Here is a 24,750-nt window from a genome sequence, read left to right on the forward strand (position 1 = left end):
TATTTTGGGAAGCACTCGAATCTGCCCGGCGGGTACTTCGGACAGCCATGTCCTGAGCCCGCCGGAATCATTACCGGGACGCTATACCCATGCAGTTACAGGAACGCATCGACGCCGCGGTCGACGAGATCGGCAAGGTTTTACTGGGCAAGGAACCGCAGGTGCGCCTGGCGCTGTGCTGCCTGTTCGCCCGCGGCCACCTGCTGATCGAAGACCTGCCCGGCATGGGCAAGACCACCCTGTCACACGCACTGGCGGATGTGCTCGGACTGTCCTGGAAGCGGGTGCAGTTCACCAGTGACCTGCTGCCGGCGGACATTCTCGGGGTGCAGGTCTACGATACCCGTGACGCCAGTTTCGCCTTCCGCCCCGGCCCCATCTTTACCCAGCTGCTGCTGGCCGACGAAATCAACCGCACCACCCCGCGCACCCAGAGCGCCCTGCTCGAGGCCATGGCCGAAGGCCAGGTGACCGTGGATGGGGAAACCCGCCCGCTGCCGGAACCGTTCTTTGTGATCGCCACGCAGAACCCGGTACACCAGTCCGGCACCTACCCCCTGCCGGAATCCCAGCTGGATCGCTTCCTGATGCGCCTGCACCTGGGCTACCCGGACCCGCGGGCGGAGCGCGAGATGTACCTGCGCCCGGATGCGGTGGACAGTTCCCGCACGCAATTGCGGCAGGTGATCAGCGAGTCCCAGCTGGCGGAAATTCGCGACGCGGTGAACGCGGTGCAGGCCTCGGACAACCTGCTCGACTACCTGCAGCGGCTGGTGGCCTACACCCGGGAGAGTCCCGAGTTCGAAGTCGGCCTGTCGCCGCGCGGTGCCCTGGCGCTGCTCGGCTGTGCCCGCACCTGGGCCGTGATGCACAACCGCAGCCACCTGGTCCCCGAAGACCTGCAAGCCGTGCTGCCCTCGGTGGCGGGGCACCGCCTGGTGCCCAGTGGCGATTACGCTGGTGACGGCGCCGCCCTGGTGGCATTGCTGCAGCGCAATGTCGACGTGATCCGATCCTGAGAGCCGCGGTGGATGGCAGCGTGAAAAACCCCGGATTGACGGGCCGCCTGTTCGGCGGGCTGTTGCCAAAAACCCGGTTGCGGTTCCAGGCCCGCTTCGCCCGGTGGCTCGAGCAGCGCCTGCCGCCGTCACGCAGTGTGACCCTGAACCAGCGCCGGGTGTTTATCCTGCCGACTGCCACCGGGGTATTTTTCGGCGCCTGCCTGCTGGTGATGCTGCTGGCGGCGATCAATTTCCAGAGCAACCTGAGCTATGGACTGACCTTCCTGCTCGCTACCGTCTTCATTGTCGCCACGGTGCACACCTGTTCCAACCTTACCGGGCTGACCCTGCAGGGTGTGCATGCCCGCCCGGCCTTCCCCGGCCAGCAGACCGAATTCGAGATCCTGGCGGAGTCGGCGTCGGGGCGGGAGCACGTCGGCCTGGCGTTCCACTGGCCGGGCAGTTCGGAGGTACAGGCCAGCCTGGTGGGTCAGCAGCGCCAGCGCCTCCACCTGCACCTGCCGGTGGGGCAGCGTCGCGGCTGGTATCGCCCGGGGCGGCTGGTGGTCGAATCCCGCTACCCGCTGGGGCTGCTGCGCTGCTGGAGCCAGCTCGATCTCGATCTCGCCGCGCTGGTCTATCCGCGGCCCCTGCCGTCGCCGCCGCCGGAGGGCGTCAGCACCGCCGACCCGGAGGGCAGTTCGCTGCCGCAGCCGGGCAATGACGACTTCTACGGCTTCCGCAATTACCAGCAGGGCGATCCCCTGCGGCGGGTGTACTGGAAGGGCCTTGCCCGCGGCCGCACCCTGCAGGTCACCCAGTACGTGACCCACACCGATCGCAGCGCCTGGCTCGACTGGGACATGTTCCCCGGCGCCGGTATCGAACAGCGCCTGTCCCACCTGTGCTACTGGGTACTGGAACTGGAGCGCAGCGGGGAGGAATACGGACTGCGCATTCCCGGCATCAGCATTGCCCCGGGCCACGGCGATGCCCACCGCGACCGGGTGCTGCGCGCGCTGGCCCTGTACGGCGAGGAGCAGGTGTGAAACAGGCCGAACAGATTCCCCGCAACGCGCTGGTCTGGATTATCGCCAGCCTGTTCACGCTGGTGGCTCCGCATATCGGGCGTTTGCCCTTGTGGGTGCTGGCGACCTATGTGGTCGCCGCGCTGTGGCGCCTGCAGGTCTACCGGGGGCACTGGTCGTTTCCGCGCTGGCCGGTAAAGCTGGGGCTGGTGCTCGCCGCGCTCGGTGGCATTGGCTTCTCTTTCCGTAGCATGATCGGCCTGGAGCCGATGGTGGCGCTGTTGCTGACCGCCTTTGCCCTGAAACTGCTGGAAGTCGCCACGCGCAAGGATGCCTATGTGCTGTTGTTTCTCGGCTATTTTGTCGTGCTCACCGAGTTCCTGTTTAGCCAGGACCTGCTGATCGTCCTGCTCTGCCTGGGCAATGTGATCCTGGTGACCTCCGCGCTGGTGGCACTGCACCGCCCGGGGGACGAACGCTTCAGCGCCAAACCCCTGCGCAAGGCCGGGGGACTGGTCCTGCAGGCCATGCCGCTGATGATCGTGCTGTTTTTCGTGTTCCCGCGCATCGGGCCACTGTGGACCGTGCCGATGAAGAGTCCGTCCGGCGTCACCGGCATGAGCGACACCCTGCGGCCGGGGGATGTGTCGCGCCTCAGTCGTTCCGGCGATGTCGCCTTCCGCGTCGCCTTCGAGGGTGAGATCCCGCCGCGCTCCCTGCTCTACTGGCGCGGGCTGGTCATGAACCGGCTGGAGCAGGGGACCTGGCGTGCCCTGAGCTACTACGAGATACCCGCGGACCAGCGGCGTGAACAGAAACCGGAGCTCAGCGGCCCGTCGCTGCGCTATTCGGTGATCATGGAGCCGACGCAGCAGAACTGGCTCTACGGACTGCGCTACGCGAACTCGCCGGACGGCGGCATCGTGAATACCACCGACTACCGCCTGTTCCGCTTCATGCCGATCGAGGACGATTTCTACTACCGGGCCGAGTCCTGGCCGCAGGCGCTGCTGGAACCGGAGCTCAGCGACTGGCGCCGCCGTACCGAGCTGCAATTGCCGCGGGATAATCCGCGCACCGTGGAACTGGGCCAGCGCTTTGCCCGGGAGGCGGCGTCGCCGCAGGAGATTGTGGATGCCGCGCTGGCGCTGTTCTCGCAGCAGGATTTTTTCTACACCCTGCAACCGCCGCTCCTGCCCGGACAGGATGCCATGGACAGCTTTCTGTTTGACACTCGTCGCGGCTTCTGTGAGCACTACGCCTCGGCTTTCGTCATTCTCATGCGCGCGGCCGGCGTTCCGGCGCGGATTGTCGCCGGTTACCAGGGCGGGGAGATCAACCCGGTCAATCGCACAGTCGTGGTGCGCCAGTTCGACGCCCACGCCTGGGCCGAGGTCTGGCTGGAGGGGCAGGGCTGGGTGCGGGTCGATCCAACCTCGGTGGTATCGCCGCTGCGCGTGGAACTCGGGCTCGAGCAAGCCGTGGCGGAAGAGGGGACTTTCCTCGCCGACCAGCCGCTTTCCCTACTGCGTTTTCGCGGCGTGCCGCTGGTCGATTACGTGCGCCTGCGCTACGACGCGCTGACCTACCAGTGGCAGAGCTGGGTCGCCAGCTTCAATGCCGAGCGGCAGATGGACCTGCTGACCCGCCTGCTGGGCGATGTCAGTCCGCTGCGTATCGGTTCGCTGCTTATCGGCGGCATGCTCCTCGCGCTGTTGCCCGCCGCGCTGCTGATGCTGCAGCGCCAGCGCGGCAACCAACTGCGTCGCCACGATAAACTCTACCTGGAGTTCTGTAGCCGGATGGCGCGCATGGGTGTGGTCCGCGCGCCGGGGGAGACGCCGCGGGACTTTGCCGAACGCGCCAGGAAAGCGGTGCCGCGACTGGCACCGGCCATTGAAGCGGTAACCCGCTACTATGAGCAGATTGCCTATGCGGGAGCTTCCGCCGAGGAGGTGGCCAGCCTGGCGCTTGCGGTGCGCGGCGTTCGCTGACTCATAACTCAACTGTACTGCCGACAGGCAGGCATCACATCGCATGACTGGGAGCGTGGGTATGATCAGGGCTGTTGCGGATACGGATGCCAGCGCCATCGCCGATATCTACAACCATTACATTCGCACATCCGTCGCCACCTTCGAGGAAGCGGAGATTGCGGCCGAGGAAATGTCGGCACGCATCCGCAAGGTCGTGGATGCGGGATACCCCTGGCTGGTAGCCGAGGAGGACGGCGCACTGCTGGGCTATGCCTACGCCAGTCGCTGGCGCGAGCGCGCCGCCTACCGGTTTTCGGTGGAAAGCTCGATTTATCTCGCGCCGAAGGCCCAGGGCAGGGGCTGGGGCATTCGGCTGTATTCGTCACTCTTCGAACAGCTCAGGGCCCTGGGCGTGCACGCGGTCATCGGCGGCATTACCCTGCCCAATCCCGCCAGCATCGCCCTGCACGAGAAAATGGGCATGCGCAAGGTCGCGGAGTTTCCCGAGGTCGGTTACAAGCAGGGGCGCTGGCTGGACGTGGGGTACTGGCAGGTCAACCTCTAGACCAGCGGCGCCTCGTCCACGCCGGTGATCAGGCGCTCGACAAGGCCCAGCGCCTCCTCGTGGGCGGCGGTAATATCAAATTGTGTTTCCGTGGCCAGGCTGCGCGACAGGGCGTTGAGCGTCAGTGACAGCATGGCTGGCGACAGGGTAAAGCCCGACATATCCCGGGTACTGTAGAGCTCCTCGATAATCCTGACCTGCTCCTCGCGGAAATGGCGGCTGAAGCTGGCGATTTCCTGGCGAATGCCCTGCTTGTGGTTGGCCAGCGCCTGGAACTCCGTCAGCAGTACCCCGCGCGAATCGCGCATCATCTCCCAAAGTGCCCGCAGTGGGGTGGAGGATTGCAAAACCGCTTCCTGGCGTTCGACCAGGCCTTCCACAAAGCGGTGATACAGGGCCAGGTAGAGGTCATCCATGCTGCGAAAATAGTAGTGGACGAGCTGGGGTTTCAGGCCCGCCTGCGCCGCTACCCGGCGGGAGGTGACGGCGGCGTAGCCGCATTCCAGCATCAACTGCCCCGCCGCGTCGATCAGCTTGTCGCGCGCCGAGATTTTTTGTGGGCTTACCGCTTTGGAGGACATCTTCGCTTTCGGTTTACATTATCCGGGTGGGAGTCGACCGCTCCCGGTCGTGCCGGGAGCGGTGGTTCAGGGGCTATTTTCCTACAGGCGCAGGGAGAAGCGTACCCACAATTCCCGACCGCGCTCGGCGACACAGCCCAGTTCGTCGGAACCGGCGGGGCCCTGCGCGGCGCCACCGGAAATCTGGCCACCGAAAATGGTACCGTTCTGGGTGTTGGAGTTGGAGCAGACGCCGGCGGTGATTTCATCCTCCAGGTTGTTGCCGATCAGGGCGACTTCCCACTTGTCATCCACACCGCGCAACACGACGTTGGCGCTGGTCTTGGTGTAACTGTCCTGGGTGTAATCGGACAGTTCCACCAGGTTGGTGAAGTAGTCGTCGCTGTAACGGGTGTTGGCGCCGAAACCGATGGTCATGCCGTTGTCCAGGGGTATTTCATAGTCGAAGCCGATGTTGCCGGTCCACTCCGGCGCCCTGACCAGCGGTTCCCCGCCGAGGTCCTGGGCGGTGTAGAGGCCGGTTGCCGCGTTGAATATCTGGTCGCAGCCCTGGGCGATGGTCTGGCCGTTACCGCACTGCGCATTGGGGAAATCGTCGAACTCGGAGACGTTGTAGTTCACCGCCGCGACCAGGGTCAGGTTGGGCAGCGCGGCGGGCGACCAGGTCAGGTCCATGTCCACGCCTTCCACCGTGGCTGAGGCCGCGTTGATGGTGCGCAGCAGGATGGCGCCGCTGTCGGAAAGCTCGTTGGCGCCGACCTGCAGGTCGGTGTACTCGTAGTAGTAGGCGGCGACGTTGAATGCCAGGCTGTTGTTCAACGCGAGCGCTTTCAAGCCGATCTCACCGCCCTTGGCTTCTTCGTCCTCAAAGGAGGACAGGGTGGCGGAGGTCGGTGAAATCACCGTATTGAAGGAACCCGACTTGAAGCCCTGGCGGTAGGCCGCGAAGAGAGTCAGGGTATCGCTCGCCGTCCAGGTCAGCGTGACCTCCGGCGAGACGTCGTCGGCGTCGAGATCCGGGTCGGCCAGGGGGATTTCGATGCCGCCCTGCAGGTTGTCCCAGAAGCGGTGTTCCCGCTGTTCATCCGTCCAGCGCGCACCGGCGGCCAGTTCCAGGTCGTCGGTCATTTGCCAGAGCAACTGGCCGAAGGCTGAAATCGTCTCGATATCGATGGTGTGCAGGCCGGACTGCAGCAGCGGCGGCAGGCCGTAGAAAGTATTGGCGCGCAGGCGGTTGCGGACCTTCTGTTCAGCGTCCTGGTAGAACGCGCCGACCATGAAGTTGAGCGCGCTGTCGCTGTAATTCGAGGTCAGGCGAATTTCCTGGGTGAACTGGGTGGTGTCGAAGGTGAAGTCCGCGGCGATGGTCGGGTTACTGCTGCCGCTGCCGCGAATCAGGTTGTCCTGGTGGAGATCGTAATACCCGGTCACCGAAGTCAGCGTCAGTTCAGGGCTGAAACCGAAGTTCTGCTCCCAGGTGCCGAAGGACTGGTTGGAATCCATGAACGGTACGCCGTTGTTGCGCACGCCGGGCCAGTAGGCCGGGTCAAAATCGCCCAGCTGGGTCTTGTCGTCGAGCTTGCAGTCGGCGTCGCCGATAAAGGGGATGCCGATGCCTTCCACCGGACCGGTGCCATCCGGGCACAGCACCAGCTGGCCATCGCCGCCGCTGCCGTCCATCCGGTCGTTGGAGAGGTTGTACTTCAGGCGGGTGTCGTACCAGTCGACGGGGTTGGCGACCAGGGTGCCGCGGAACATGAAGGTTTCCCGCGGGGCAAAATCACGGTATTTCGGCGCGACGTTGCCGAGCCCCGGAATCGGTTCACCGGTGTTCTTGAAATAGCCGTCCATGTCGGAATAGCTCAGGCCCATGCGCACGCCGGACCAGTCGTTGATCGGGCCGGAAAAAATCAGCTCGCCCGTGTACTGCTCGGCCTCGGTTTCGTAGCCGGCGCGGGCGATGAGTTCCGGCTCGTCGCCGGGATCGTTGGAGCGCAGGGAAATAACCCCGGCGGTACTGTTTTTGCCGAAGAACAGGGCCTGGGGCCCCTTCAGTACCTCCACCTGTGCGACGTCGAACATGCCGATGGCGTAGGCATAGCCCTGGGTGAGCGACATGCCGTCGATGTTCAGGGATACGGACTGGTCCACGGTGGCGGTCTGGGAGGTGGGGCCCACGCCGCGCAGGGAGGTCTGGATGCCGACGGTGCCGACGGATTCACCCATCACGAATCCCGGGACCCGCTCGGCGACGCCGTACATGTCCTGGATCTGGTAGCGCTCCATGGCGTTACCGGTAAGTACCGAGGCCACGACCGGCACCGTGAGCAGGGATTCCTCCCGTTTCCGGGCGGTGACGACGACCTCTTCCAGCACCTGGGCCATGCCAATGGCCGGTTCCAGGGCGAGTGCGGCGCCGATGGCGGTTACCAGTATTTTCTTATTCATTTTGGCTTCCCTTATGCGTGTTGTAGTGTGAGTGCCGATGGTTATTGCTGTTATTCCCGAGACGTTTTGTCAGTTGTCTTTTTGCCAGGCGCGTTTGCTCAGGCCGGTGTGGTCGATGGTTGGCGCGTCCAGCGGCGGCATCTGCGGCGGCGGTCCGAAATCCGGGTTCTGGTACAGCGGGCCGGTAATATCCGCAGGACCCAGGTAGTGGGTCTGGAACAGCCGCCACTTGAAACGCAACTGGTAGTCTTCCTCGACGAAACGTTCGTAGTAGATGCCGATGGAACTGCCCGGTTTGCCATTGGCGAAAATGTTGTTTTCCGTGACGTAGGTGCGGGAACTGAGGTCGCCGTCCTCATCCATATCGACCAGGGGCGTGCGAAAGGTCATCAGTACCCGCTCGAAATTCGGCAGCAGGCGGGCGAGGTTTTCGACAATCGCGCTGCGCCCGCGCAGTATCTTCCCGCCTATGCGCCATTCGGCATCGCCGGTAAAGCAATTGCCGAAGGCTTCCAGGTCCTTGCGCCAGACCGCGTCGGCGTAGCGGGCGTGCAACTGGCGGATTTCAAATTCTGCGACATACAGGGGTTTCAACGGGATGGCTCCTCCGGTCCGGGTGCATGGACATGGACAACATGATCAGGCCGCAGCCGCCATCCTTCATGCGCGCTGCGTTGTAGTGGATGTAATCGTCCGAGGGTTTGCTGCCCACGGTCATCGGGACCGCGTGGGGCGGCGAATAGAAACGGTTGCGTAGTTCAACCGGGCCCAGCCGGGTGGGGCTGAAGACCCTGGGGTACTTCGGGTGCGCTGTCATTCTTGTTATGTCCTGACGTCGGCGCGCGCGGCGCGATGTCTGAGCGATTGCTCAGGAAATTACGCGGGGACGCGAGGCTTGTCAAGCCGCTACCGATCCGTGTTGCAACCCGCTATTGGTCCCGCCCTGGATGTGCTGCGGCCGCGCGCTATGCACCACTAAGGCTGTTGTGCGCCGTCAGGCTGACTTGACAGTGGCGGGGGCTGCGCGTAAATTCCTGAGCGATCGCTCAGGAATTGCCGGAAAGGGCACGCCCCGGGAGATTGCCCGAACAACAATAAAAACTGCCAGGTGCGGGGCCGAAAACAGTCTCATCCCGCGCGGAGGTCGCCATGACAGCATTTGACACCCTGATTCGAGGCGGGCGCGTTATCGACGGTACCGGCTGCCCCGCCTACTACGCCGACATCGGCATTCGCGATGGCCGCATCGCCGCGATCGGCGATCTCACCGCCTGTACGGCGGATACCGACATCGACGCCCACGGGAAGACCGTCGCTCCCGGCCACGTGGCGCAGCACGCCCATTACGACGTCGCTTTGTTCTGGGATCCCTACCTGTCCAACTCCGGGGAGAACGGCGTCACCACGGTGGTCAACGCCAACTGCGGATTCGGCGTGGCCCCGGCGAAACCCGAAGACCGCGAGCGCACCATGCAGATGCTGGAGACCACCGAGCAGATTCCGGTGGCCCACCAGCGCAGCGCGCTGCCCTGGGACTGGGAGAGTTTTCCCGACTACCTCACCCGTATCCGCACCCTCGACAAGGGGGTCAATATCCTCAGCTACCTGCCGCTGAACCCGCTGCTGGTCTACGTGATGGGCGTGGAGGCAGCGAAGACGCGCAGGCCCGACGCGCGCGAAATGCAGGAAATCCACCGGCTGATCAACGAGGCGATGGATGCCGGCGCCATCGGCATTTCCATGTCCTCCATGGGCGCCGAGGGTAATACCCACCTCGACAACGACGGCACGCCCATGCCCACGGACACCCTGGATCACGATGCCATCCTGGAAATTTGCGAAGCCCTGGTGGCGCGGGGGGAAGGGGTCATCCAGTTGCTCTCACACCTGGTGATCTACGGCGACCGGGGGCTGACCGAGCGGGTCCTGGCGCGCTGCAAGGGCACCGGGGTGACGGTGATCCACAACGCCTTCATCACCTCCGACCTGATGCCCGACATGCTCGATCGCGACCTCGGCTGGCTGGATGCGATGCGCGCCTGTGGCTATGACCTCACCGCCAACTGTTTCCTGCACCGGGGCTGGATCGAAGCGGGCATGAGCCAGCTGGACGTGGCCTGCGGCATGCTCAACGCGGTGCGCAAAATCGTCGCCTGCAAAAGCGACGAGGCGCTCCTTTCCCTGTTGGACGATTCACATTTCGTCGAGGAATTCGCGGCGGAATATGCGGCGAAGGGCTCCACCAATGGCGCCAACGGGCTGGAGGGGCAGATTGTTATTGCCGTGGGTGATGCGCCGGAACTGCAGAAGTACCTCGATCGCACGATTGCGGAGATCGCCGCGGAACTCGGCAAGGGCGCAGTGGCCACCATGCTGGAACTTGCCACCCGCTCCAGCCTCGCGCTGCAGTTGCGCTCCCCCGAGGTGGCCTCGAAGGACCCGCGCAAGGCCGCGCGGATGCTGTCGCACACCGCGACGGTGGTCGGCGGCTCCGACGGCGGCGCCCACACCAAGTCCTTCGGCATGGGCCACGTGCCGACCGACCTGCTGATCTGGCTGGGACGCGAGGAGCAACTGCTCTCCCAGGAGGAACTGCATTTCCACCTGGCCCTGAAACCCGCGCGCAGCGTGCAGATCCGCGACCGCGGCGCGCTGCTCCCGGGCTATTGGGCGGATATCCTGGTCTACGACCTCGAGGCGCTGTACTTCGATACCCGCCGCTACGAGATCGTCCACGACATGCCCGGTGGCGACTGGCGGCGCAAGGGCCGCGCCGGGGGCTACGAGTACATCCTGGTCAACGGTCAGGTCACTCACCGGATGGACGTGCCGACCGGCAAGACACCGGGCCAGCTGGCCTGTGCCGGTAGCCGCCGCCAGAGCCGTCTGGCCGCGGTCTAGATACACTGCTACAGGGAGCCTGAGGCATGAGTCTCGCAAGCCAGGATGATTTTTACTTCGACCCGTTTTCCGCGGAGGTCATCGCCAACCCGGACAGCTGGTACCGGGAGCTGCGCGACCACCACCCGGTGTATTACAACCCGGACTACGACACGTTTTTCTTCTCCCGCTTCGAGGATGTCTGGAACGTGTTGCGGATCGGCAAGAATGTCCTGCTCGCCACCGAGACCAACCTCCCCACCTCCGATTACCTGCGCAACAGGCACAACAGCGAAGCGCCGCCGCTGGCCTCCACCAATCCCATGGCGCCGGGTCCGCAGCTGCATTCGCCCTACTACGAGGCGATGCACCAGTTGCACATCGGCCCGCTGCGGCCGCGGGCGGTGGCACAGTTGCAGCAGTTCGTCCGCCAACTGGCGCGCGAACAGCTGGATAAAATGCTGCCCCGGGGCCAGTTCGACCTGACCTCCGAGTACACCGCCATCGTGCCCGCGCGGGTGATCTGCCATCTTTTCGGCCTGCCGCTCAGCGTCGCCGACGAGGTCATCGCCAGCGTCAACAGCATCGGCCGCTTCAAGTCAGGCAGGAACGGCGTCGACCTCACCAGCTTTTTCACCGAGCTGCAGAAATACATTGTGCCGGCGATACAGGCACGCCGGGAGGCGGGCGCGGATGGCAGCAATGCCCTGGTCGACGGCCTGGTCAACTACCGCCAGGCGCCGGATAACCGCCCCATGAGCGACGCGGAAATCGCCGACCAGTTGGTCTGTGCGATGGTCGGCGGCATGGAGTCGGTGCCCAAGGTCTCCGGCGGCGGCATTCTCGAACTCTGGCGGCACCCGGAACAACTGGCGGCGGTGCGGGCGGACCTCGACAAAAACCTCCCGATTGCAGCCGGGGAGATGATCCGCTACTGCGCCCCGGCCCAGTACACGTTTCGCACGGCACACCGGGATGTAGTGGTGGCGGGGCAGAAAATCCGCGCCGGCCAGCGGGTCGCCAGCATGCTGTACTCGGCGGCGCGGGACGAGCGCGAATTTGACAACCCCGACGACTTCGTCTGGAACCGCGAGATCCCGCGGGTGATCTCCTTCGGCGCCGGGCAGCACCACTGCATCGGCAAGTACCTGGCGATCATGGAGGTACAGACCCTGGTCCACGAGTTCCTCTCCCGCGTGGCGGACTTCGACATCGATCTTTCCGGGGCTGGGGGCAACGTCGGTTACTTCCAGCGCGGCTGGATCAGCCTGCCGGTACGTATAACGAGCCTGCGCGACTAGGCGGAACCCGCTTCAGTTCAGTTCCAGATGGAGTTCAGCAGGGCGACGAACACGAGCGCGCCGAATACCAGCAGGGAGAGGAAGCCCAGCAGGAAAATCGTCGGTGAGTAGGGGAGGACCACGCCCAGCCCGCTCAGCAGAGAGAGCACCTGGAGCCCGCCCGCGAGAACCAGCACGGGTATGGAAATCCAGGGAAAGTGCAGCTTGAATCGGCCACTGCGCGCGACCAGTGCCCAGTGCACGAGCAGGCCGAGGCACAGGGTGCTGAATAGCACCATGGGCAGGCCCCAGACCAGCCCCGCTGCGTCGCTGATCCCGGCCAGTGCGTAGGGCAGCAGGGCGCATACGATCATGCCGAAGGACATCACGATCAGCAACACGATGCGCGCCTTCTGGTCCTCCCGCCAGGGATCGCCAGCGTGCTGCACAAATGCGGCCACCAGGCCGGAAAAGCCGGCCAGCCCGATACCAATTTCCGCGAAGGCGGCGAGCGCGTCCTCCGGCACCATCTGCAGGCTCCTGCAAGGCGAATACAGCATGCAGTATAAAAGAGATTCGGCGGGTCAGCCGCCCGCCGGGAGCGGGCTCCTTCCCGATGCAGCCAGGCAGCGGTGCCAAGGCAGGCCCTGGCGCAGGACCCGGGCTTTGCGGGAACTACCGGGAGGGTATTTCACCAGCGGCGTTGTCGACCTGGGACACCGCTGTCGCGGCGGGCGGGTGGTAGTAGAGCGAGTACAGCACGCGATCCAGCACCGCCTGGCCGTTCCAGGCCGGGTCGTTGTTGACGATCGCCACCACCGCCCAGGTGGTGTTGTTGTTGTCGCGGGTAAAGCCGGCGATGGAGCGCACGTGGTCCAGGGAACCGGTCTTGATCCTGCCGCGGCCCTCCAGCTCGGTATTTTTCAGGCGTTTCCGCATGGTGCCGTCGATCGCGATGATCGGCATCGAGGACATCAGGTCCGGGGCGTAGGGGCTGTCCCAGGCGTGCTGCAGCAGGGCCACGCCCTGTTGCGCGCTCATGCGTCCCTCCCGGGACAGGCCGGAGCCGTTTTCCAGTACCAGGCCCGCGGTATCGATGCCCTTGCCCTGCATCCAGTCGAGGATCTCGCGGACGCCGGTACGGCGGTCGTCCTGCTCGTCGTCCGCGCGTTTTGCGGCGCCGATGGAGAGCAGCAATTGCCGGGCCATCACGTTGCTGCTCCACTTGTTGATATCCCGCACCATGGTGACGAGGTCCGGTGACGTGGTGCGCAATAATTCCTCGGCGTTTTCCGGGGTTGTGGCGAAGCGGTCAGCACCCGCGACAGCAATCCCGAGTTCCGCCAGTAGCGTGCGCAGCAGTGCGGCTGAAAACTGCTCCGGCGGCAGCAGGGAGAGATAGGTGCTCACCCGGCAGTCGCGGGGCATCTGGCCGCTGACCGTCAGGGTGACCGCGCCGTCGCCGGCGAAGGCCGGTTTCCAGACCAGATCGTCCGCCCGGGGGCAGGGGGCGCTTGCTGCAGTTTTGACCTGGTTGTCGAGGCTGACCTGTGGCAGGTCGGGGAAAGCCCATGCCCGGATACCGCGCTGGTCTGCCTGCAGGTGGATCTGCTGCAGGTTGAAATTACTCAGGTAGGCAGAGGGCTCGACGAGGAAGGGAGCCCAGGGGTTGTCGCCGTTGTCGTCGAAGCGGGGCTGTCCCGCCGGCAGGCGGAAGTAGCTCCCGTCCAGTACCAGGTCCCCCGCCACTTTGCTGATGCCCATGCCGCGCAGTTCGCTGAGCAGGGCCCAGAGCCTCTCGATAGAGAGCTTCGGGTCGCCGCCGAAGCGGACGTAGAGGTTGCCCTTGAGGGTCTCGCCCTCGAGTTTGCCGTCGGTGAGGATGTCGGTATCCCAGGTATAGCCGGGGCCGAGTAATTCGAGGGCCGCGTAGGTCGTCACCAGTTTCATGATGGAACCGGGTTTCATCGGGAAATCCGCGTTGACGTACTGCGCCGTACCGGGGCCGTCGAGGGGGACCGCCGCGAGGCTCAGTGCCTGGGGGTTCTCCAGGGATTTGGTCGCATAGTCGATGATGTCGTCGGACCAGTTGCCGGCGTAAAGGGCGGGCGCCCCCGATAGCAACAGAATAAATCCTGCAGCGCGGACTAACCCGCTCAGGCGACAATGGCGGCGGATAGCGTACATACTCGCGACGCTCTGTGGTGAAAGACTTTAGCCTACGATAGCAGGACACGGGCTCCGGCGCACCGGGTGTTTTTCACCCGGGCGCGGGCACCGGAATCGTCCGCACCGGCTACTTTTTCACCCCGTGATCCACCTGCGACGGCGGAGAGAGTGGCGCGAAGGGCGGTGAGAAAACAGTCGATTGCGGCTGACGGTGACGGCACAATAGGCACACAAATCATGGGGGCGGACGCGGTCGATGTATCAAATCCATTATCTCGATTCACTGGCATTGCCCATCGTCCTGGTTCTGACCATTGCGTTTATCGCGCTGTCTGCGGAAATTGGCTTTCGCGTCGGCAGGAAGCGACTGGAGCGGCTCCCGGAGGGGGAAACTTCGCACATGGGCGCCGCGGTGGCATCCACCCTCGGCCTGTTGGCCTTCATGCTGGCCTTCACGTTCGGGTCGGGAACCACGCGGTTGGATGAGCGTCGCGCGTTGGTGCTCGAATCATCCAACGCGGTCAATACGGCCTACCTGCGCACGGCCCTGCTCAGCGAACCCTACCGGGGGGAGTCCAGGGTGCTGCTCGCGGACTACGTCGGGTTGCTGGTGGAAGGGGCTACCGTGGATCGCAACGCGGGTGACGCCCAGGCATACGCGACACTGCTGAGCAAGCGAGAGGCGCTGACCCAACTGCAGCAGCAGCTGTGGTCGGTGGCGGTGACTGCGGCCCGCGAAGACCCGCGGCCCACCAACAGCCTGTACCTCGCCGCGTTGAATACGATTTTCGACCTGCTGCAAAAGCGCTTTACCGTTTCCGTGCAACAGCGTATGCCCGGTGTATTCTGGCTGATGCTGTTTTGCCTGGCGGGACTGGCAATCGGCCTGGCCGGCTATGACTCCGGGGTGAGTCGCTCCCAGCGCAACAGCTCCATCTGGGCAATGACACTGGCGTTTGCCTTCGTTATCGTACTGGTTGTGGCGATAGACCGGCCGCGGGCGTTTCCGGTATCGCAGATGCCCTTGCAGGAGTTGCAGGCCAGGATCGGGTCTGCAGTGAATGCCGGGGACTAGACCGCAGGGACCGCTACCGAACTCGAGGTCACCCGCAGGGCCGGGCGTCGGGGCGTAGCGCGCCCATCGCTTGCACTGCCGCTACTGACGTGAACCCACCAATTTTCGGGAACCGCATGTACAGAATGATTCCTGGCATCAGGGCGCTGACACTGATCACCGCCATTGCCGTCACGGGGAATACAGCAGCCGCTCCGCGCATTGAGCAGGGCATCCAGTTTGGCGATGTCAGCGACGGCCGTGCCATCGTCTGGAGCCGTTCCAGCGAGGCCTCGCGCATGTGGGTCGAATACGCCTATAGCAGCGATTTTTCCGCTGCGCGTAAAGTACGCGGCCCTTACGCCACCCCGGAAACGGACTACACGGCAAAACTCGACCTGACCGGCTTGGCGCCCGGGCGCGAGGTATTCGTAAAGGTCTGGTTCGAGGGCCTGGATCACCGGCGTGAACGCAGCGAGCCGGTGAGCGGCAGCTTTCACACCATCGGTGAACAGGAAGATATCCGCTTTGTCTGGGGTGGCGATATCGCCGGCCAGGGGTGGGGGATCAACGAGGCCTTCGGTGGCATGAAAATATTTGCAACCATGCGCGAGGCGAGCCCGCAGTTCTTTATTCTCAGCGGCGACAATATCTACGCTGACGTGCCGATCCCGGTATCCGCACCGGCCGAGGATGGCGCCACCTGGACCAATATCGTGACACCCGAGGTGAGCAAGGCCGCCGAAACCCTCGACGAATTTCGCGGCCGTTACAAGTACAACCTGATGGATGACAACGTCCGCCGCTTCTACGCGCAGGTGCCGGTGATTTCCCAGTGGGACGACCACGAGGTGGTCAACAACTGGTCCGACGCCAAGAGCCTCGCCGCGGACCCGCGCTATACCGAGAAAAATGTCCCCCTGCTGATCGCCCGCGCCTCCCAGGCCTTCTTCGAGTACTCGCCGCTGCGCCGGCACGACGAGGAGGAAGCGGAGCGCATCTACCGCAAACTCTCCTATGGCAGCCTGCTGGACGTGTTCGTGCTGGACATGCGCAGCTACCGCGGCCCCAACACCGGTAACCGGCAGACGCAGGAGGGGCCGGAGACGGCGTTCCTGGGCGACCCGCAGATCGACTGGCTGCTGGATGCGCTGAGCAGTTCCGACGCCGTGTGGAAAGTCATCGCCGCCGACATGCCCATCGGGCTCAACATCGACGACGACTTCGGCCACAACCCGCCGCGGCGCTGGGAAGGCATTGCCAATGGCGACGACGGCCCGGCGGCCGGACGCGAACTCGAGATCGCCCGCCTGTTGCGCGGCATCAAGCAACGGCAGGTGCACAACCTCGTATGGCTGACGGCGGACGTGCACTACGCCGCCGCGCACTTCTACAACCCGGCGCGGGCTGCGACCGCGGACTTCCTGCCTTTCTGGGAGTTCGTTGCGGGCCCCCTCAACGCGGGTTCCTTTGGCCCGAAAACCAAGGACGGGACATTCGGTGTCGAGGCGGATTTTGAAATGGCACCGGGTACCGAGGGCTTGGCCCAGGGGCGTTCACCCATCGCCGGCCTGCAGTTCTTCGGCGAGGTGAATATCGACCATGAGAGCGGCCAGCTGAATGTCGCACTCAGGGATATCGATGGCGCGGTGGTCTACAGGCGGTCACTCGTCCCGGTCACCGCGAACCCCGGCGGTGGCTGAGCGACAAGTTGCGGCCCTGCTCGCGCCGGGACGCGCCGCGCAATCAGTGCAAAAGCGATCTTAACAGGGTGATTTACCGGTCTTTCGCCGGGCGGTACAGACTCGCGCGCACTGCCGTTGCACTGCCGATCAACCTGCCCGACCGGCAATGCTACTCTCAAGCGCACCCTGCCTGCCGATGTGCCCGGGCTACCTGACCGATATCGTGACCGAATCGATCGTGCCGGTAAATCTGAAGGGCGGCTCATAGTCGTGGTGTTGAATTGCACCGAATATTGATCCACTTCTAATAGATTTTTGCATTTGCCGTTGTCCCACCTGTGTCCAGGAAATGAGCTCCATAACAATCAGTTGGATGCTTTGGCCTGGGTGATTATTCAGTACAAATGGCGGGTCAAATTTCAGTCCAAATCAACACTTCCAGGATTACGGGCTTCCCGATGCCATACGCACTGACAATGGCATTCCCTTCGCGTCACCCAACGCGTTCTTCGGCCTCAGTCGGCTCTCGATCTGGTGGCTCAAACTCGGCATCAACATCGAACGCATCCAGCCGGGCCACCCGGAACAGAACGGGCGCCATGAGCGCATGCATCTGACCCTGAAGAAGGAAGCGACCAAGCCGGCGTCCTTCAACTTCCTGCAGCAGCAGGGGCGCTTCGATGCCTTCCAGCAGGTTTACAACCAGGAGCGTCCGCACCAGGCATTGGGCGGGCAGTATCCCGCGGAAGTGTTTACACCTTCCGCTCGTCAATACCGGCCGGCTGAAGAGCCTGAGTATCCGTTCCACGACAAGGCAGTGAAGGTCACCAAGTGCGGCAGGATCTGTATGGGACGACGCAAGATCAACCTCAGCACCGTGTTTGGGGGTCAGGTGGTAGGCATACGGGAAGTCGCTGACAAGATCTGGCTGGTCAGCTTCATGGACTATGATCTAGGCTTCTTTGATGAGGAGTGCGGACGGGTCGAGCCCGCCCTCAATCCCTGGCTACCGGAGAAACTGTAAACCATGTCTCCGGTATGATCTGTAAAGGATGTCTCCAGTACGGACCGGAGGGAGGTGGTAGCTACGGATGGACTTGAACCATCGACCCCAGCATTATGAATGCCAATCGGTACCCCATACCCTTGTTTACTCGGCGTTACTATTCCAAATTAATCTAATAAAATACAGTTACTTACCCATATTCTGAGTGCTAAGCTCAAACTCTGAGTTGTGTTGACTTGTTGACTATGTGTTGACTCGTTGACCCTAGCACTGGAGGGCGGATGGCTAAGCACGAGGGGAAAATTACGAAGCGGGTAGCTGAGGCCTGGGCTTACAAACCGGGTGACGCGATCCTCTGGGATGGCAAGCTAACCGGGTTCGGGGTGAAGGCCAACAAGGGCGGCTCAAAGTCCTACATCATCACCTACCGGAACCGCTACAACACACTGCGCCAGTACACCATCGGCAAGCATGGCGGGAAACTGACCACCGAGGAATGCCGAAAGAAGGCTGAAGACCTGCTAGCGGATATCCGGCTGAATGGTGCCGACCCGCTTGAGGATCGTAAGGAGCGCCGTAAAGCCGCTACAGTGGACGAACTGCTAGACGTATACCTTGAGTCGTCCAAGTTCGCTGAGAAGGCTGAGAGCACCCGCTACGTGGACAAGGGGCGCATAGAACGCCACCTGAGGCCCACGCTAGGACAAATCCGGCTGGAGAAACTCACTCCCGATGATGTGCGCCGAGCCTATGCGGATATACGGGACGGTAAAACCAGTGTGGTGAAGAAATCCGGCAACGCGCGGGGTAGGGTGAATGTGCGCGGGGGCGATGGTGCTGCGCGTATGGCAATCCGGGTATTCCGGGCGATCCTGAATTGGGCCATTGCAGAGGGGAGGGCGACAGACAACCCGGCAACACACTTAGACCTTGCAGGCGATGGCAAGCGGGATTTGATATTGGAAACGCCGGAGCAGTACGCAGCACTATTTGACGCACTGGACAAGCTGGAGACTCTACGGAAGATTCCCGACTCTGCCGCCGATGCTATCCGGGTACTGGCGTTTACTGGAGCAAGGCGCAACGAAGTGGCTGGGCTGCGCTGGGAATGGGTAGACCTTGAAGCCGGGATATTCACCTTGCCGCCCAAGTCGCACAAGACAGGCCACAAATCAGGGCAGGGCAAAACCATTGCCTTGAATTCGACAGCCCTCGCAATCGTGAAGGCCCGCCAGGGCAACAAAAGCGAGCATGTCTTTCCATCGTCGCGGGGTGATACGCATGTATCGCTTACCTCGAAACTCTGGAAGGAAATACGGAAAGAGTCGGGACTTCCTGAGGGACTGTCTAATCACTCTCTCCGGCACTCCCTGGGGACGATGATGGCCATGCAGGGGGCGCAGGCTGCGGAGATTATGGCGACCCTGGGGCATAGCCAGCTATCCACCGCACAGCGATACATTCACGCCAGCCGGGACGCGAAGGCCGCACTTGCCGAGAAGTACACCGGGACTATTTCAGGCGCGATGAAGAAGGGCAAGGCAAAAGTTGTGAAAATTAAACGGAAGGCAAGCAAGTGAACGAATTTGAGAGAGCCATTCGCGATCAATTGAATGGCAGCCGTGACTATGGTGAGTCTAATCCGGCTTACACAGGTTTTGTCAAAGACCTGTCAAGCACCTTAGCTCAACTCAATTCAACACTTGGGAGTTTGCAGGGGCTTTGGCCTGAAGGTGCCAAACAAAGATATGAAATGGCCGCTAGGTCAATCAAAGACCTACACAGAAGTCTGTCACGTATGGGGGATAGTGAGCACCTCAATCTCATTCCGCCGAGCGAGGAAACGATGCAGGCACTTGGGCTGGATGACGACTGCACCATGTTGGATTGCCGCCAAGCGATTGGCAGTTGGGTAAAGATTACCATTGCAATTGGTCAGGCGCTTGAACAAAAAAGTACCGTACAAAAGCGAGAATCAAAAACCGATAGGGCTGAGGGGGCTGTGCTTGTCATTGCGCAGGCGTGGCACAAAGCATTTGGAAAATGGCCTGCCGATAAGTCCACTGTGTTTGAGGGGCTGGTTAACAAACTTCTCGAGCTATGCCCCTGCGAGGAAGATAGTTTATCCCCTAACTCTATAAGCGGAATTTTAAAGGCTAATGTGTCAAAAAGACGCGATTGATAGTTTCTGTTTTTGACTGTTAGCCATTCACTCGCACTCTTAGTATCACCACCTGAAGCATGACGTTACTTAAGAATTCTCTTGTAACGAAATTTCAGTTACTACAGGTGATGCTATGGAAACCTACAGCAAAGAGAAGCCCCGGCTGACTCGCAAAGAGGCGGCAGAATTTCTTAACGAAAACGGATTCCCTGGGACCGCAAAGACACTGCAAAAGCTTGCCAGTGTTGGTGGCGGTCCTGAATACCAAATCTTTGGCAATAAAGCGCTCTACCAGCCGCAGAGTCTTCTGGAGTGGGCACAGTCTCGTTTGTCTGCGCCGCGCCGCCATGCAGGGGAGGCCAGCGCATGAGTCTCCGCAAAGCAATCAACGACAAGTGCAAAGAATGCATTTTCGACCCTGGTGCAGAGGGGAACTGGCGACAACAGGTTAGCGCCTGTACCAGCCCTAATTGCCCGCTGTTCCCTGTCCGACCCCAGAGTACAGCCCCAATATCTAATCGCACTGATACACCACAAAAAACGGGCAATTTGGCCCCGGAATTGGAGGGCGCAGCATGAGCACCACCGCCTGCACTATTCCGTCTGTCCGACCTGGGACTAAAACCACCGCCGTTATTGAGCGCACAACCTGGACGCTGACTGTTGTTATCGACGGACAGCCGATTGTGAGCAAGTTCAAGGGGCGCGGCTTCACTTGCCTGGTGGAAAACCCGGCAATGCTGGCTGATGCCTTTCGCGCTCTGGTGGAAGTGGATTGATTAGATTGCCCCGCCGCGATTCTTGACGGGAGCGCGAACGGGGCATGACTGAGGAAGTCGAGAATGAGTTTACCACAAGATATTTCCGAACTCGCGTATGAAGCATTACGTGAGACGAAATCAAAGCAGGCTCACAGGCTGGTTGAATATCTACTGGTGAACCCCTGCGCTTTTACCCATGAAATCGCTAGAGATTGCGCCATCGGCAATCTAAGCAGCGCCGCCTCTTATGTGCGCCCTGCGCTCCAAAAGCGCGGCCTGAGCATTGTTGCGAGTCTACCTAAGCACAGGGTACGGAATCGCTTTGGCGAGCCCTCACAAGTGCATGAATGGCGACTGGTGAGGCTTCGGTAATGGCGAGGGCCAATTCCAAAAGAATGCTTCCCAATGGTCGAGCGAAGGGCTCAGAGGGCTTTTTTAAAGCCCTTCACGCGATTTTCGACCACCCCGAGTACATAGCCCTGTCCAAGCAAACGAGAGCATTTATCTGGGATTTGGCGCGGCAATACAACCTGAGAAACAACGGTGATTTGTCTGCGGCACTTGGAGCAATGGAGCAATGGGGCTGGACTCAATCTGAATTGAAGCGGGCCAGGAAAGAAGCCCTAGAAGCCGGATGGATTGAGGTTACACGGTATCCACGTTTTCCACGCGATCCAACGTTGTACCGACTGGCATGGTTGCCAACCAGTCCCGAATTGAAGGACCGCGAGAAATTGGAACCCGCAGCATTCCGGCAACAAGTAAAGAGGCTCAAATGATTAACAGAATTGAGGGGTCGCACAGAACCAATAAAACCCGGTTATTGGTTTTCCGTGACCAACAAACAGGTGAAACAGGGTCGAATTTGCCCCCTTGTTGGTTTCACACAACCAATAAACGCCACTTTTTGCCCAATTTATTGGTCGCTGAGCACCCACCTCTTAAGAGTCTTACCAGGGGGTTCTCTGAAAAGTGGCTATCTAAGGTGGTTAAACACAATTTGGGTCGGAAACTGGCATGAAACATTACGCAGTCATCAACCGCAACCTCAGGTATCAAAAACGTCGAGTTCTACTCCAACTGGATACCGTGCCACTTACCTTGCCTAACTCGTTTTGTCACGAGCGCTTTGAAATCCTGCCAGCTAATTTCCCCAGGACGCCTGTGCCGGTGCCGGTTACAGAATTCACACGCGGCAACAATGTTCGTGCCTGTGCATGGCCCACCTTGAGAAAACGGAACGAGATGTTCTCCGGTGCATTTGAGAGCCAGGCACTTCTTTTGACTGATTCGATATTTGCTTGTCAGTTCTTCTGGGGATTCCCGCCACATTGGCGCACCACAGTAAAAACATCGGCCTTTCTGTTTGAAAAAGGCTCTCTTGCGTGGGGATTTAAGGTTCTTTGTGCGTTTCACAGCGTTCTCCAAGTAATAGAAGACAGACCACACGAGTGCGGTTGTTCAGTTACCAGTCGAATGCTATGCGCGACATGGAAGGGTTGTTACTGGGCAAGTGTCGTCGCTAGTCGTAACAGTGTCAAGGCTAAGGCTTCAAGTGCCTTGCGAGAAAGAAATCAGAAAGCAACTACAGAGGACAGCCGATGAACAGATTTCCTAGAAAGTGGGCAAGGCGAATGCGCAGGCGGTTGATGGAATGCGACATTCGACACGGCAAAAAACAGCGAAAGCAGGCAGCACGCAATCAACTCAAAGGAGAATCACCATGAAACGCAAACCACAACCCGAAACGACCAGGGCCGATGGCGGAAACTACGAACTTGCTGTGATGCAAGCCGCTGTAAATTCAGTAGTGACGTTATTTAACACCCTGACTCAATTCCAGTGGAGCCAGGGACACAAGCGGGAGATAGAGGCGCTAGTCACACGAATACAAACCAGGCAGCACGACATTCGCGCAGTATTGGATTTTGATACTGACGGGGCGCTGACATTCAAATTCTATGAATTGCGCAATGGAAAAACCGGGCGCGAAATCATGGATGCCACGCCTACCCGGAAGGTAAATTAATGCTGTATATACATACAGCTTGTGTTAAACTGGCCTTGTGCTTGGGTGTTCGCCGGACATCTTGCACGATACCCCCCGAGATACGAGCGCAGTTCGGATTCTCCAGGGAGAGGCTTTATGCCCCTGACTTGGAGAATTTCAAATGACTGCACGGCTCACGCCCCTAATCCACGAAATCAAGCGCGGCTCCCTCACCGAGGAAGGCGTATTTTCCGGCTACGCCTCTACCTGGGGCGGGCCACCTGATGCCCACGGTGACATTATCGAGCGCGGCGCATTCCTGAACGCCATATCTAAACACATAGACGCGGGCACCATGCCTGCAATGCTCTGGAGTCACGACCTTAAAGAGCCTGTTGGCACATGGTTAAGCATTCGGGAGGATGACAAGGGCTTACTGGTAGAGGGCAAGCTATCCCTGGGGACCACACGAGGGGCGGAAGCGTACAGCCTGATGAAAGATGGTGCTCTGTCTATGTCGATTGGCTTTGTCGTCGCCCCAGACGGTACGGAAAAGCGCGGCTCTACCCGGTATATCACCGATATTTTTCGACTGGCAGAGGTTTCCCTTGTGGCGATCCCTGCCAACCACTACGCACAGATAACGGAAGTCAAAAACCGTCCGGTTACTGTTCAAGAATTCAAAGATGCCCTGCGCAGCATGGGCTTCTCTAACAGCGAAAGTAAGTTTGTCACCACAAACGGCTTTCGTGAATTTCTCGCTCCGCGGGAGCGTTCCCCCATCGACCTGCTAACGCAGAAGGTTGATGCAGTGTTACGCATCCTGGAGAACGGAAATGAACACCGAAACTAAACTTATCGCCGCCCTGAGCGGTATTGTCGATATTCAGAAATGTATTCTGTATGGCGTTAAACCCACCATGCAGACCAAAGCCGAAAGGCTATTGGAAACTGCCACCCTGTCGGAAGTGGTAGGCGGGAACAGTTGCTTTAATCTGGAGTTGGGCCGCAGGGAGGTTAAGTCTGCCATCCTGTCCACAGGGGCCATTAACGACCCGCTGGTGCCTTCTGGTACGCCTACGCTGGACTATGGGGCGCGTAGATCGCTGTTCCTGCAAGACCTGTTGCCGACCTTCCCGACTAACAACGGGGCAATCGAGATCCCGGTACTGTCGAGCAAGACGAACAACGCAGGCCCGCAGGTAGGGAATTCACCTGAACAACGGGAGAACGTCGAGGTTGGGGAATCCGCCTATGCCTTCACTAACAGCTTTGTTCCGGTTGAGACCATAGGCCACACCCTCCCTGTATCCAAACAGATATTTGAGGATTCCGGTCAACTGGACGGTTTTATCAGCACTGAAATGCTGTACGGGCTGGCAGAGGCCATAGAGGATCAGTTACTCAATGGAGCCGGGACGACTGGCACCTTGGACGGACTGCTGAACAACGCAACCGCCTGGGCTAATGAGTCACCGAATATTACCAATGAGGTTGATGTTATCCGCTCTGCGATCAAGCAGGTACGGCTGGCTAACTTCGCGCCCAATGGTGTCATTCTCAATGAGTCCGACTGGTACGACATTGAGACCCGCAAGCAGGAAAGCGCCTCAGACGCCTATGTAGCGGGCGCACCGCGCTTAGGTGGTGAACCCCGCATCTGGGGCATCCCTGTCTACGTTAGCAACGTGATGGCCTCTGGCAGCTTCCTAGTGGCTGACTTCAACCGCTGCGGGATTGTGTTTGAGAATCAGGCCGCATTGCTTGAGGTCTCAGCGAATCACGGGACCAACTTCACCCGAGGCATGTTGCAGTTTATGGCCTCCTCCCGGCTGGCACTGGTGAATACCAACCCGCTGGCTATGGTCACAGGGAGCCTGTAATGCAATACATGCTCTATGCCAGGGATGGCTCTATCAAACACCACACGGAAGCCGGTAGTGATGCAGAAGCCTATGAGCGACTTGCCAGAAGCCTGAACTATGAATCCTTTCAGGCAATGGCCGACGATCTGGGGTACAGCTTCAACGACTTCATGTTGACCCGCCTTGAGAACGAAACCAGAGACCACGGCGAGCAGGATATGTCGGGGCTATGGGATAGCCAGAAGCGATCAATGCAAGGCGCGTTCAAGTTGCTGCGCAGGGGTGGTGGGTGATGGA

Annotated in this window: 25 protein-coding genes and 1 tRNA gene; 18 read left to right on the top strand and 8 right to left on the bottom strand. The window is 60.8% G+C overall.

Annotated elements, in window-relative coordinates; all coding sequences use genetic code 11:
• Positions 1–89: 89 nt before the first annotated feature.
• The 4 genes from ACNKU3_RS02815 to ACNKU3_RS02830 all read left to right on the top strand — a co-directional run bounded on the left by ACNKU3_RS02815 (position 90) and on the right by ACNKU3_RS02830 (position 4,570).
• A complete protein-coding gene (locus tag ACNKU3_RS02815) occupies positions 90–1,019 on the top strand; it encodes an AAA family ATPase (protein WP_418257890.1) in 930 nt (309 codons plus the stop codon).
• A gap of 20 nt (positions 1,020–1,039) precedes the next feature.
• On the top strand, positions 1,040–2,050 hold the full coding sequence (locus ACNKU3_RS02820) for a DUF58 domain-containing protein (protein WP_418257891.1): 1,011 nt from the start codon (positions 1,040–1,042) through the stop codon (positions 2,048–2,050).
• The gene (locus tag ACNKU3_RS02825; protein ID WP_418257892.1) at positions 2,047–4,023 is read left to right on the top strand and encodes a transglutaminase TgpA family protein; all 1,977 of its coding nucleotides are present in this window, start codon (positions 2,047–2,049) and stop codon (positions 4,021–4,023) included. The genes ACNKU3_RS02820 and ACNKU3_RS02825 overlap by 4 nt, the downstream gene beginning before the upstream one ends.
• 61 nt (positions 4,024–4,084) lie before the next feature.
• Positions 4,085–4,570 carry an arsinothricin resistance N-acetyltransferase ArsN1 family B gene (locus ACNKU3_RS02830; RefSeq protein ID WP_418257893.1) on the top strand — a complete coding sequence of 162 codons (486 nt, stop codon included), beginning with the start codon at positions 4,085–4,087 and terminating at the stop codon, positions 4,568–4,570.
• Here ACNKU3_RS02830 and ACNKU3_RS02835 read toward each other — a convergent pair.
• The 4 genes from ACNKU3_RS02835 to ACNKU3_RS02850 all read right to left on the bottom strand — a co-directional run bounded on the left by ACNKU3_RS02835 (position 4,567) and on the right by ACNKU3_RS02850 (position 8,416).
• The gene (locus ACNKU3_RS02835; protein WP_418257894.1) at positions 4,567–5,151 is read right to left on the bottom strand and encodes a TetR/AcrR family transcriptional regulator; all 585 of its coding nucleotides are present in this window, start codon (positions 5,149–5,151) and stop codon (positions 4,567–4,569) included. The two genes, ACNKU3_RS02830 and ACNKU3_RS02835, sit on opposite strands and share 4 nt — an antisense overlap.
• A gap of 81 nt (positions 5,152–5,232) precedes the next feature.
• Positions 5,233–7,599 (bottom strand): TonB-dependent receptor, encoded by a 2,367-nt coding sequence (locus ACNKU3_RS02840; protein WP_418257895.1) that lies wholly within the window; start codon positions 7,597–7,599, stop codon positions 5,233–5,235.
• Positions 7,600–7,668: 69 nt separating this feature from the next.
• Positions 7,669–8,193, bottom strand: a complete 525-nt coding sequence (locus tag ACNKU3_RS02845) for a YybH family protein (RefSeq protein WP_418257896.1) — start codon at positions 8,191–8,193, stop codon at positions 7,669–7,671.
• Positions 8,165–8,416, bottom strand: a complete 252-nt coding sequence (locus ACNKU3_RS02850) for a hypothetical protein (protein WP_418257897.1) — start codon at positions 8,414–8,416, stop codon at positions 8,165–8,167. The genes ACNKU3_RS02845 and ACNKU3_RS02850 overlap by 29 nt, the downstream gene beginning before the upstream one ends.
• A 332-nt stretch (positions 8,417–8,748) precedes the next feature.
• On the opposite strand from ACNKU3_RS02850, the gene ACNKU3_RS02855 reads away from it, so the two are divergent.
• Both ACNKU3_RS02855 and ACNKU3_RS02860 read left to right on the top strand, forming a co-directional pair.
• Positions 8,749–10,500, top strand: a complete 1,752-nt coding sequence (locus tag ACNKU3_RS02855; protein ID WP_418257899.1) for an N-acyl-D-amino-acid deacylase family protein — start codon at positions 8,749–8,751, stop codon at positions 10,498–10,500.
• A 26-nt stretch (positions 10,501–10,526) separates the two neighbouring features.
• The gene (locus ACNKU3_RS02860) at positions 10,527–11,780 is read left to right on the top strand and encodes a cytochrome P450 (RefSeq protein ID WP_418257900.1); all 1,254 of its coding nucleotides are present in this window, start codon (positions 10,527–10,529) and stop codon (positions 11,778–11,780) included.
• A 17-nt stretch (positions 11,781–11,797) separates the two neighbouring features.
• Here ACNKU3_RS02860 and ACNKU3_RS02865 read toward each other — a convergent pair whose 3' ends face one another.
• Both ACNKU3_RS02865 and dacB read right to left on the bottom strand, forming a co-directional pair.
• Positions 11,798–12,289, bottom strand: a complete 492-nt coding sequence (locus ACNKU3_RS02865; RefSeq protein WP_418257901.1) for a hypothetical protein — start codon at positions 12,287–12,289, stop codon at positions 11,798–11,800.
• Between the two features lie 145 nt (positions 12,290–12,434).
• Positions 12,435–13,883, bottom strand: coding sequence for a D-alanyl-D-alanine carboxypeptidase/D-alanyl-D-alanine-endopeptidase (gene dacB, locus ACNKU3_RS02870; RefSeq protein WP_418257902.1), 1,449 nt, complete (start codon positions 13,881–13,883; stop codon positions 12,435–12,437).
• 301 nt (positions 13,884–14,184) lie between these two features.
• Between dacB and ACNKU3_RS02875 the strand changes: the two genes are divergently transcribed.
• The 3 genes from ACNKU3_RS02875 (at position 14,185) to ACNKU3_RS02885 (ending at position 17,691) form a co-directional block, all read left to right on the top strand.
• Complete coding sequence (locus ACNKU3_RS02875; protein ID WP_418257903.1) at positions 14,185–15,003, top strand: hypothetical protein; 819 nt, start codon at positions 14,185–14,187, stop codon at positions 15,001–15,003.
• 116 nt (positions 15,004–15,119) lie between these two features.
• Positions 15,120–16,685 (top strand): alkaline phosphatase D family protein, encoded by a 1,566-nt coding sequence (locus tag ACNKU3_RS02880; protein WP_418257904.1) that lies wholly within the window; start codon positions 15,120–15,122, stop codon positions 16,683–16,685.
• 538 nt (positions 16,686–17,223) lie between these two features.
• Positions 17,224–17,691: an integrase core domain-containing protein gene (locus tag ACNKU3_RS02885; protein ID WP_418257958.1), complete on the top strand. Its 468-nt coding sequence runs from the start codon at positions 17,224–17,226 to the stop codon at positions 17,689–17,691.
• Between the two features lie 55 nt (positions 17,692–17,746).
• Here the strand turns inward: ACNKU3_RS02885 and ACNKU3_RS02890 are convergent.
• A tRNA-Leu gene (locus ACNKU3_RS02890) sits at positions 17,747–17,813 on the bottom strand.
• A 141-nt stretch (positions 17,814–17,954) separates the two neighbouring features.
• Here ACNKU3_RS02890 and ACNKU3_RS02895 point away from each other — a divergent pair.
• From ACNKU3_RS02895 to ACNKU3_RS02915, 5 genes are all read left to right on the top strand, one after another.
• Positions 17,955–19,253 (top strand): tyrosine-type recombinase/integrase, encoded by a 1,299-nt coding sequence (locus ACNKU3_RS02895; RefSeq protein WP_418257905.1) that lies wholly within the window; start codon positions 17,955–17,957, stop codon positions 19,251–19,253.
• Complete coding sequence (locus ACNKU3_RS02900) at positions 19,250–19,855, top strand: hypothetical protein (RefSeq protein ID WP_418257906.1); 606 nt, start codon at positions 19,250–19,252, stop codon at positions 19,853–19,855. The genes ACNKU3_RS02895 and ACNKU3_RS02900 overlap by 4 nt, the downstream gene beginning before the upstream one ends.
• 115 nt (positions 19,856–19,970) lie before the next feature.
• Positions 19,971–20,207, top strand: coding sequence for a DNA-binding protein (locus ACNKU3_RS02905; protein WP_418257907.1), 237 nt, complete (start codon positions 19,971–19,973; stop codon positions 20,205–20,207).
• A gap of 205 nt (positions 20,208–20,412) precedes the next feature.
• Complete coding sequence (locus tag ACNKU3_RS02910) at positions 20,413–20,616, top strand: hypothetical protein (RefSeq protein WP_418257908.1); 204 nt, start codon at positions 20,413–20,415, stop codon at positions 20,614–20,616.
• 329 nt (positions 20,617–20,945) lie between these two features.
• A complete protein-coding gene (locus ACNKU3_RS02915) occupies positions 20,946–21,377 on the top strand; it encodes a hypothetical protein (RefSeq protein WP_418257909.1) in 432 nt (143 codons plus the stop codon).
• A 292-nt stretch (positions 21,378–21,669) separates the two neighbouring features.
• On the opposite strand, the gene ACNKU3_RS02920 is transcribed toward ACNKU3_RS02915, so the two are convergent.
• Entirely contained in the window at positions 21,670–21,930 is a 261-nt protein-coding gene (locus ACNKU3_RS02920; protein WP_418257959.1) for an HNH endonuclease, read from the bottom strand.
• 391 nt (positions 21,931–22,321) lie between these two features.
• Between ACNKU3_RS02920 and ACNKU3_RS02925 the strand changes: the two genes are divergently transcribed.
• The 4 genes from ACNKU3_RS02925 to ACNKU3_RS02940 all read left to right on the top strand — a co-directional run bounded on the left by ACNKU3_RS02925 (position 22,322) and on the right by ACNKU3_RS02940 (position 24,746).
• Positions 22,322–22,627 carry a hypothetical protein gene (locus ACNKU3_RS02925; protein WP_418257910.1) on the top strand — a complete coding sequence of 102 codons (306 nt, stop codon included), beginning with the start codon at positions 22,322–22,324 and terminating at the stop codon, positions 22,625–22,627.
• Positions 22,628–22,769: 142 nt separating this feature from the next.
• Positions 22,770–23,441, top strand: coding sequence for an HK97 family phage prohead protease (locus ACNKU3_RS02930; RefSeq protein WP_418257911.1), 672 nt, complete (start codon positions 22,770–22,772; stop codon positions 23,439–23,441).
• Positions 23,425–24,471 carry a phage major capsid protein gene (locus ACNKU3_RS02935; RefSeq protein ID WP_418257912.1) on the top strand — a complete coding sequence of 349 codons (1,047 nt, stop codon included), beginning with the start codon at positions 23,425–23,427 and terminating at the stop codon, positions 24,469–24,471. The genes ACNKU3_RS02930 and ACNKU3_RS02935 overlap by 17 nt, the downstream gene beginning before the upstream one ends.
• A complete protein-coding gene (locus ACNKU3_RS02940; protein ID WP_418257913.1) occupies positions 24,471–24,746 on the top strand; it encodes a hypothetical protein in 276 nt (91 codons plus the stop codon). Before ACNKU3_RS02935 ends, ACNKU3_RS02940 begins: the two co-directional genes overlap by 1 nt.
• Positions 24,747–24,750: the final 4 nt, after the last annotated feature.

The organism is Haliea sp. E17, from assembly GCF_048323675.1.
Classification (GTDB): Bacteria; Pseudomonadota; Gammaproteobacteria; order Pseudomonadales; family Halieaceae; genus Mangrovimicrobium.

Excerpts from the sequence above, each read along its gene's own strand:
- ACNKU3_RS02865 (WP_418257901.1), bottom strand. The coding sequence starts at position 12,289 with ATGGTGCCGGAGGACGCGCTCGCCGCCTTCGCGGAAATTGGTATCGGG.
- ACNKU3_RS02915 (WP_418257909.1), top strand. The coding sequence starts at position 20,946 with ATGGCGACTGGTGAGGCTTCGGTAATGGCGAGGGCCAATTCCAAAAGA.
- ACNKU3_RS02860 (WP_418257900.1), top strand. The coding sequence starts at position 10,527 with ATGAGTCTCGCAAGCCAGGATGATTTTTACTTCGACCCGTTTTCCGCG.
- ACNKU3_RS02920 (WP_418257959.1), bottom strand. The coding sequence starts at position 21,930 with ATGTGGCGGGAATCCCCAGAAGAACTGACAAGCAAATATCGAATCAGT.
- ACNKU3_RS02910 (WP_418257908.1), top strand. The coding sequence starts at position 20,413 with ATGAGCACCACCGCCTGCACTATTCCGTCTGTCCGACCTGGGACTAAA.
- ACNKU3_RS02940 (WP_418257913.1), top strand. The coding sequence starts at position 24,471 with ATGCAATACATGCTCTATGCCAGGGATGGCTCTATCAAACACCACACG.
- ACNKU3_RS02905 (WP_418257907.1), top strand. The coding sequence starts at position 19,971 with ATGGAAACCTACAGCAAAGAGAAGCCCCGGCTGACTCGCAAAGAGGCG.
- ACNKU3_RS02880 (WP_418257904.1), top strand. The coding sequence starts at position 15,120 with ATGTACAGAATGATTCCTGGCATCAGGGCGCTGACACTGATCACCGCC.
- ACNKU3_RS02815 (WP_418257890.1), top strand. The coding sequence starts at position 90 with ATGCAGTTACAGGAACGCATCGACGCCGCGGTCGACGAGATCGGCAAG.
- ACNKU3_RS02935 (WP_418257912.1), top strand. The coding sequence starts at position 23,425 with ATGAACACCGAAACTAAACTTATCGCCGCCCTGAGCGGTATTGTCGAT.
- ACNKU3_RS02895 (WP_418257905.1), top strand. The coding sequence starts at position 17,955 with ATGGCTAAGCACGAGGGGAAAATTACGAAGCGGGTAGCTGAGGCCTGG.
- ACNKU3_RS02835 (WP_418257894.1), bottom strand. The coding sequence starts at position 5,151 with ATGTCCTCCAAAGCGGTAAGCCCACAAAAAATCTCGGCGCGCGACAAG.
- ACNKU3_RS02925 (WP_418257910.1), top strand. The coding sequence starts at position 22,322 with ATGAAACGCAAACCACAACCCGAAACGACCAGGGCCGATGGCGGAAAC.
- ACNKU3_RS02875 (WP_418257903.1), top strand. The coding sequence starts at position 14,185 with ATGTATCAAATCCATTATCTCGATTCACTGGCATTGCCCATCGTCCTG.
- ACNKU3_RS02850 (WP_418257897.1), bottom strand. The coding sequence starts at position 8,416 with ATGACAGCGCACCCGAAGTACCCCAGGGTCTTCAGCCCCACCCGGCTG.
- ACNKU3_RS02840 (WP_418257895.1), bottom strand. The coding sequence starts at position 7,599 with ATGAATAAGAAAATACTGGTAACCGCCATCGGCGCCGCACTCGCCCTG.
- ACNKU3_RS02855 (WP_418257899.1), top strand. The coding sequence starts at position 8,749 with ATGACAGCATTTGACACCCTGATTCGAGGCGGGCGCGTTATCGACGGT.
- ACNKU3_RS02830 (WP_418257893.1), top strand. The coding sequence starts at position 4,085 with ATGATCAGGGCTGTTGCGGATACGGATGCCAGCGCCATCGCCGATATC.
- ACNKU3_RS02930 (WP_418257911.1), top strand. The coding sequence starts at position 22,770 with ATGACTGCACGGCTCACGCCCCTAATCCACGAAATCAAGCGCGGCTCC.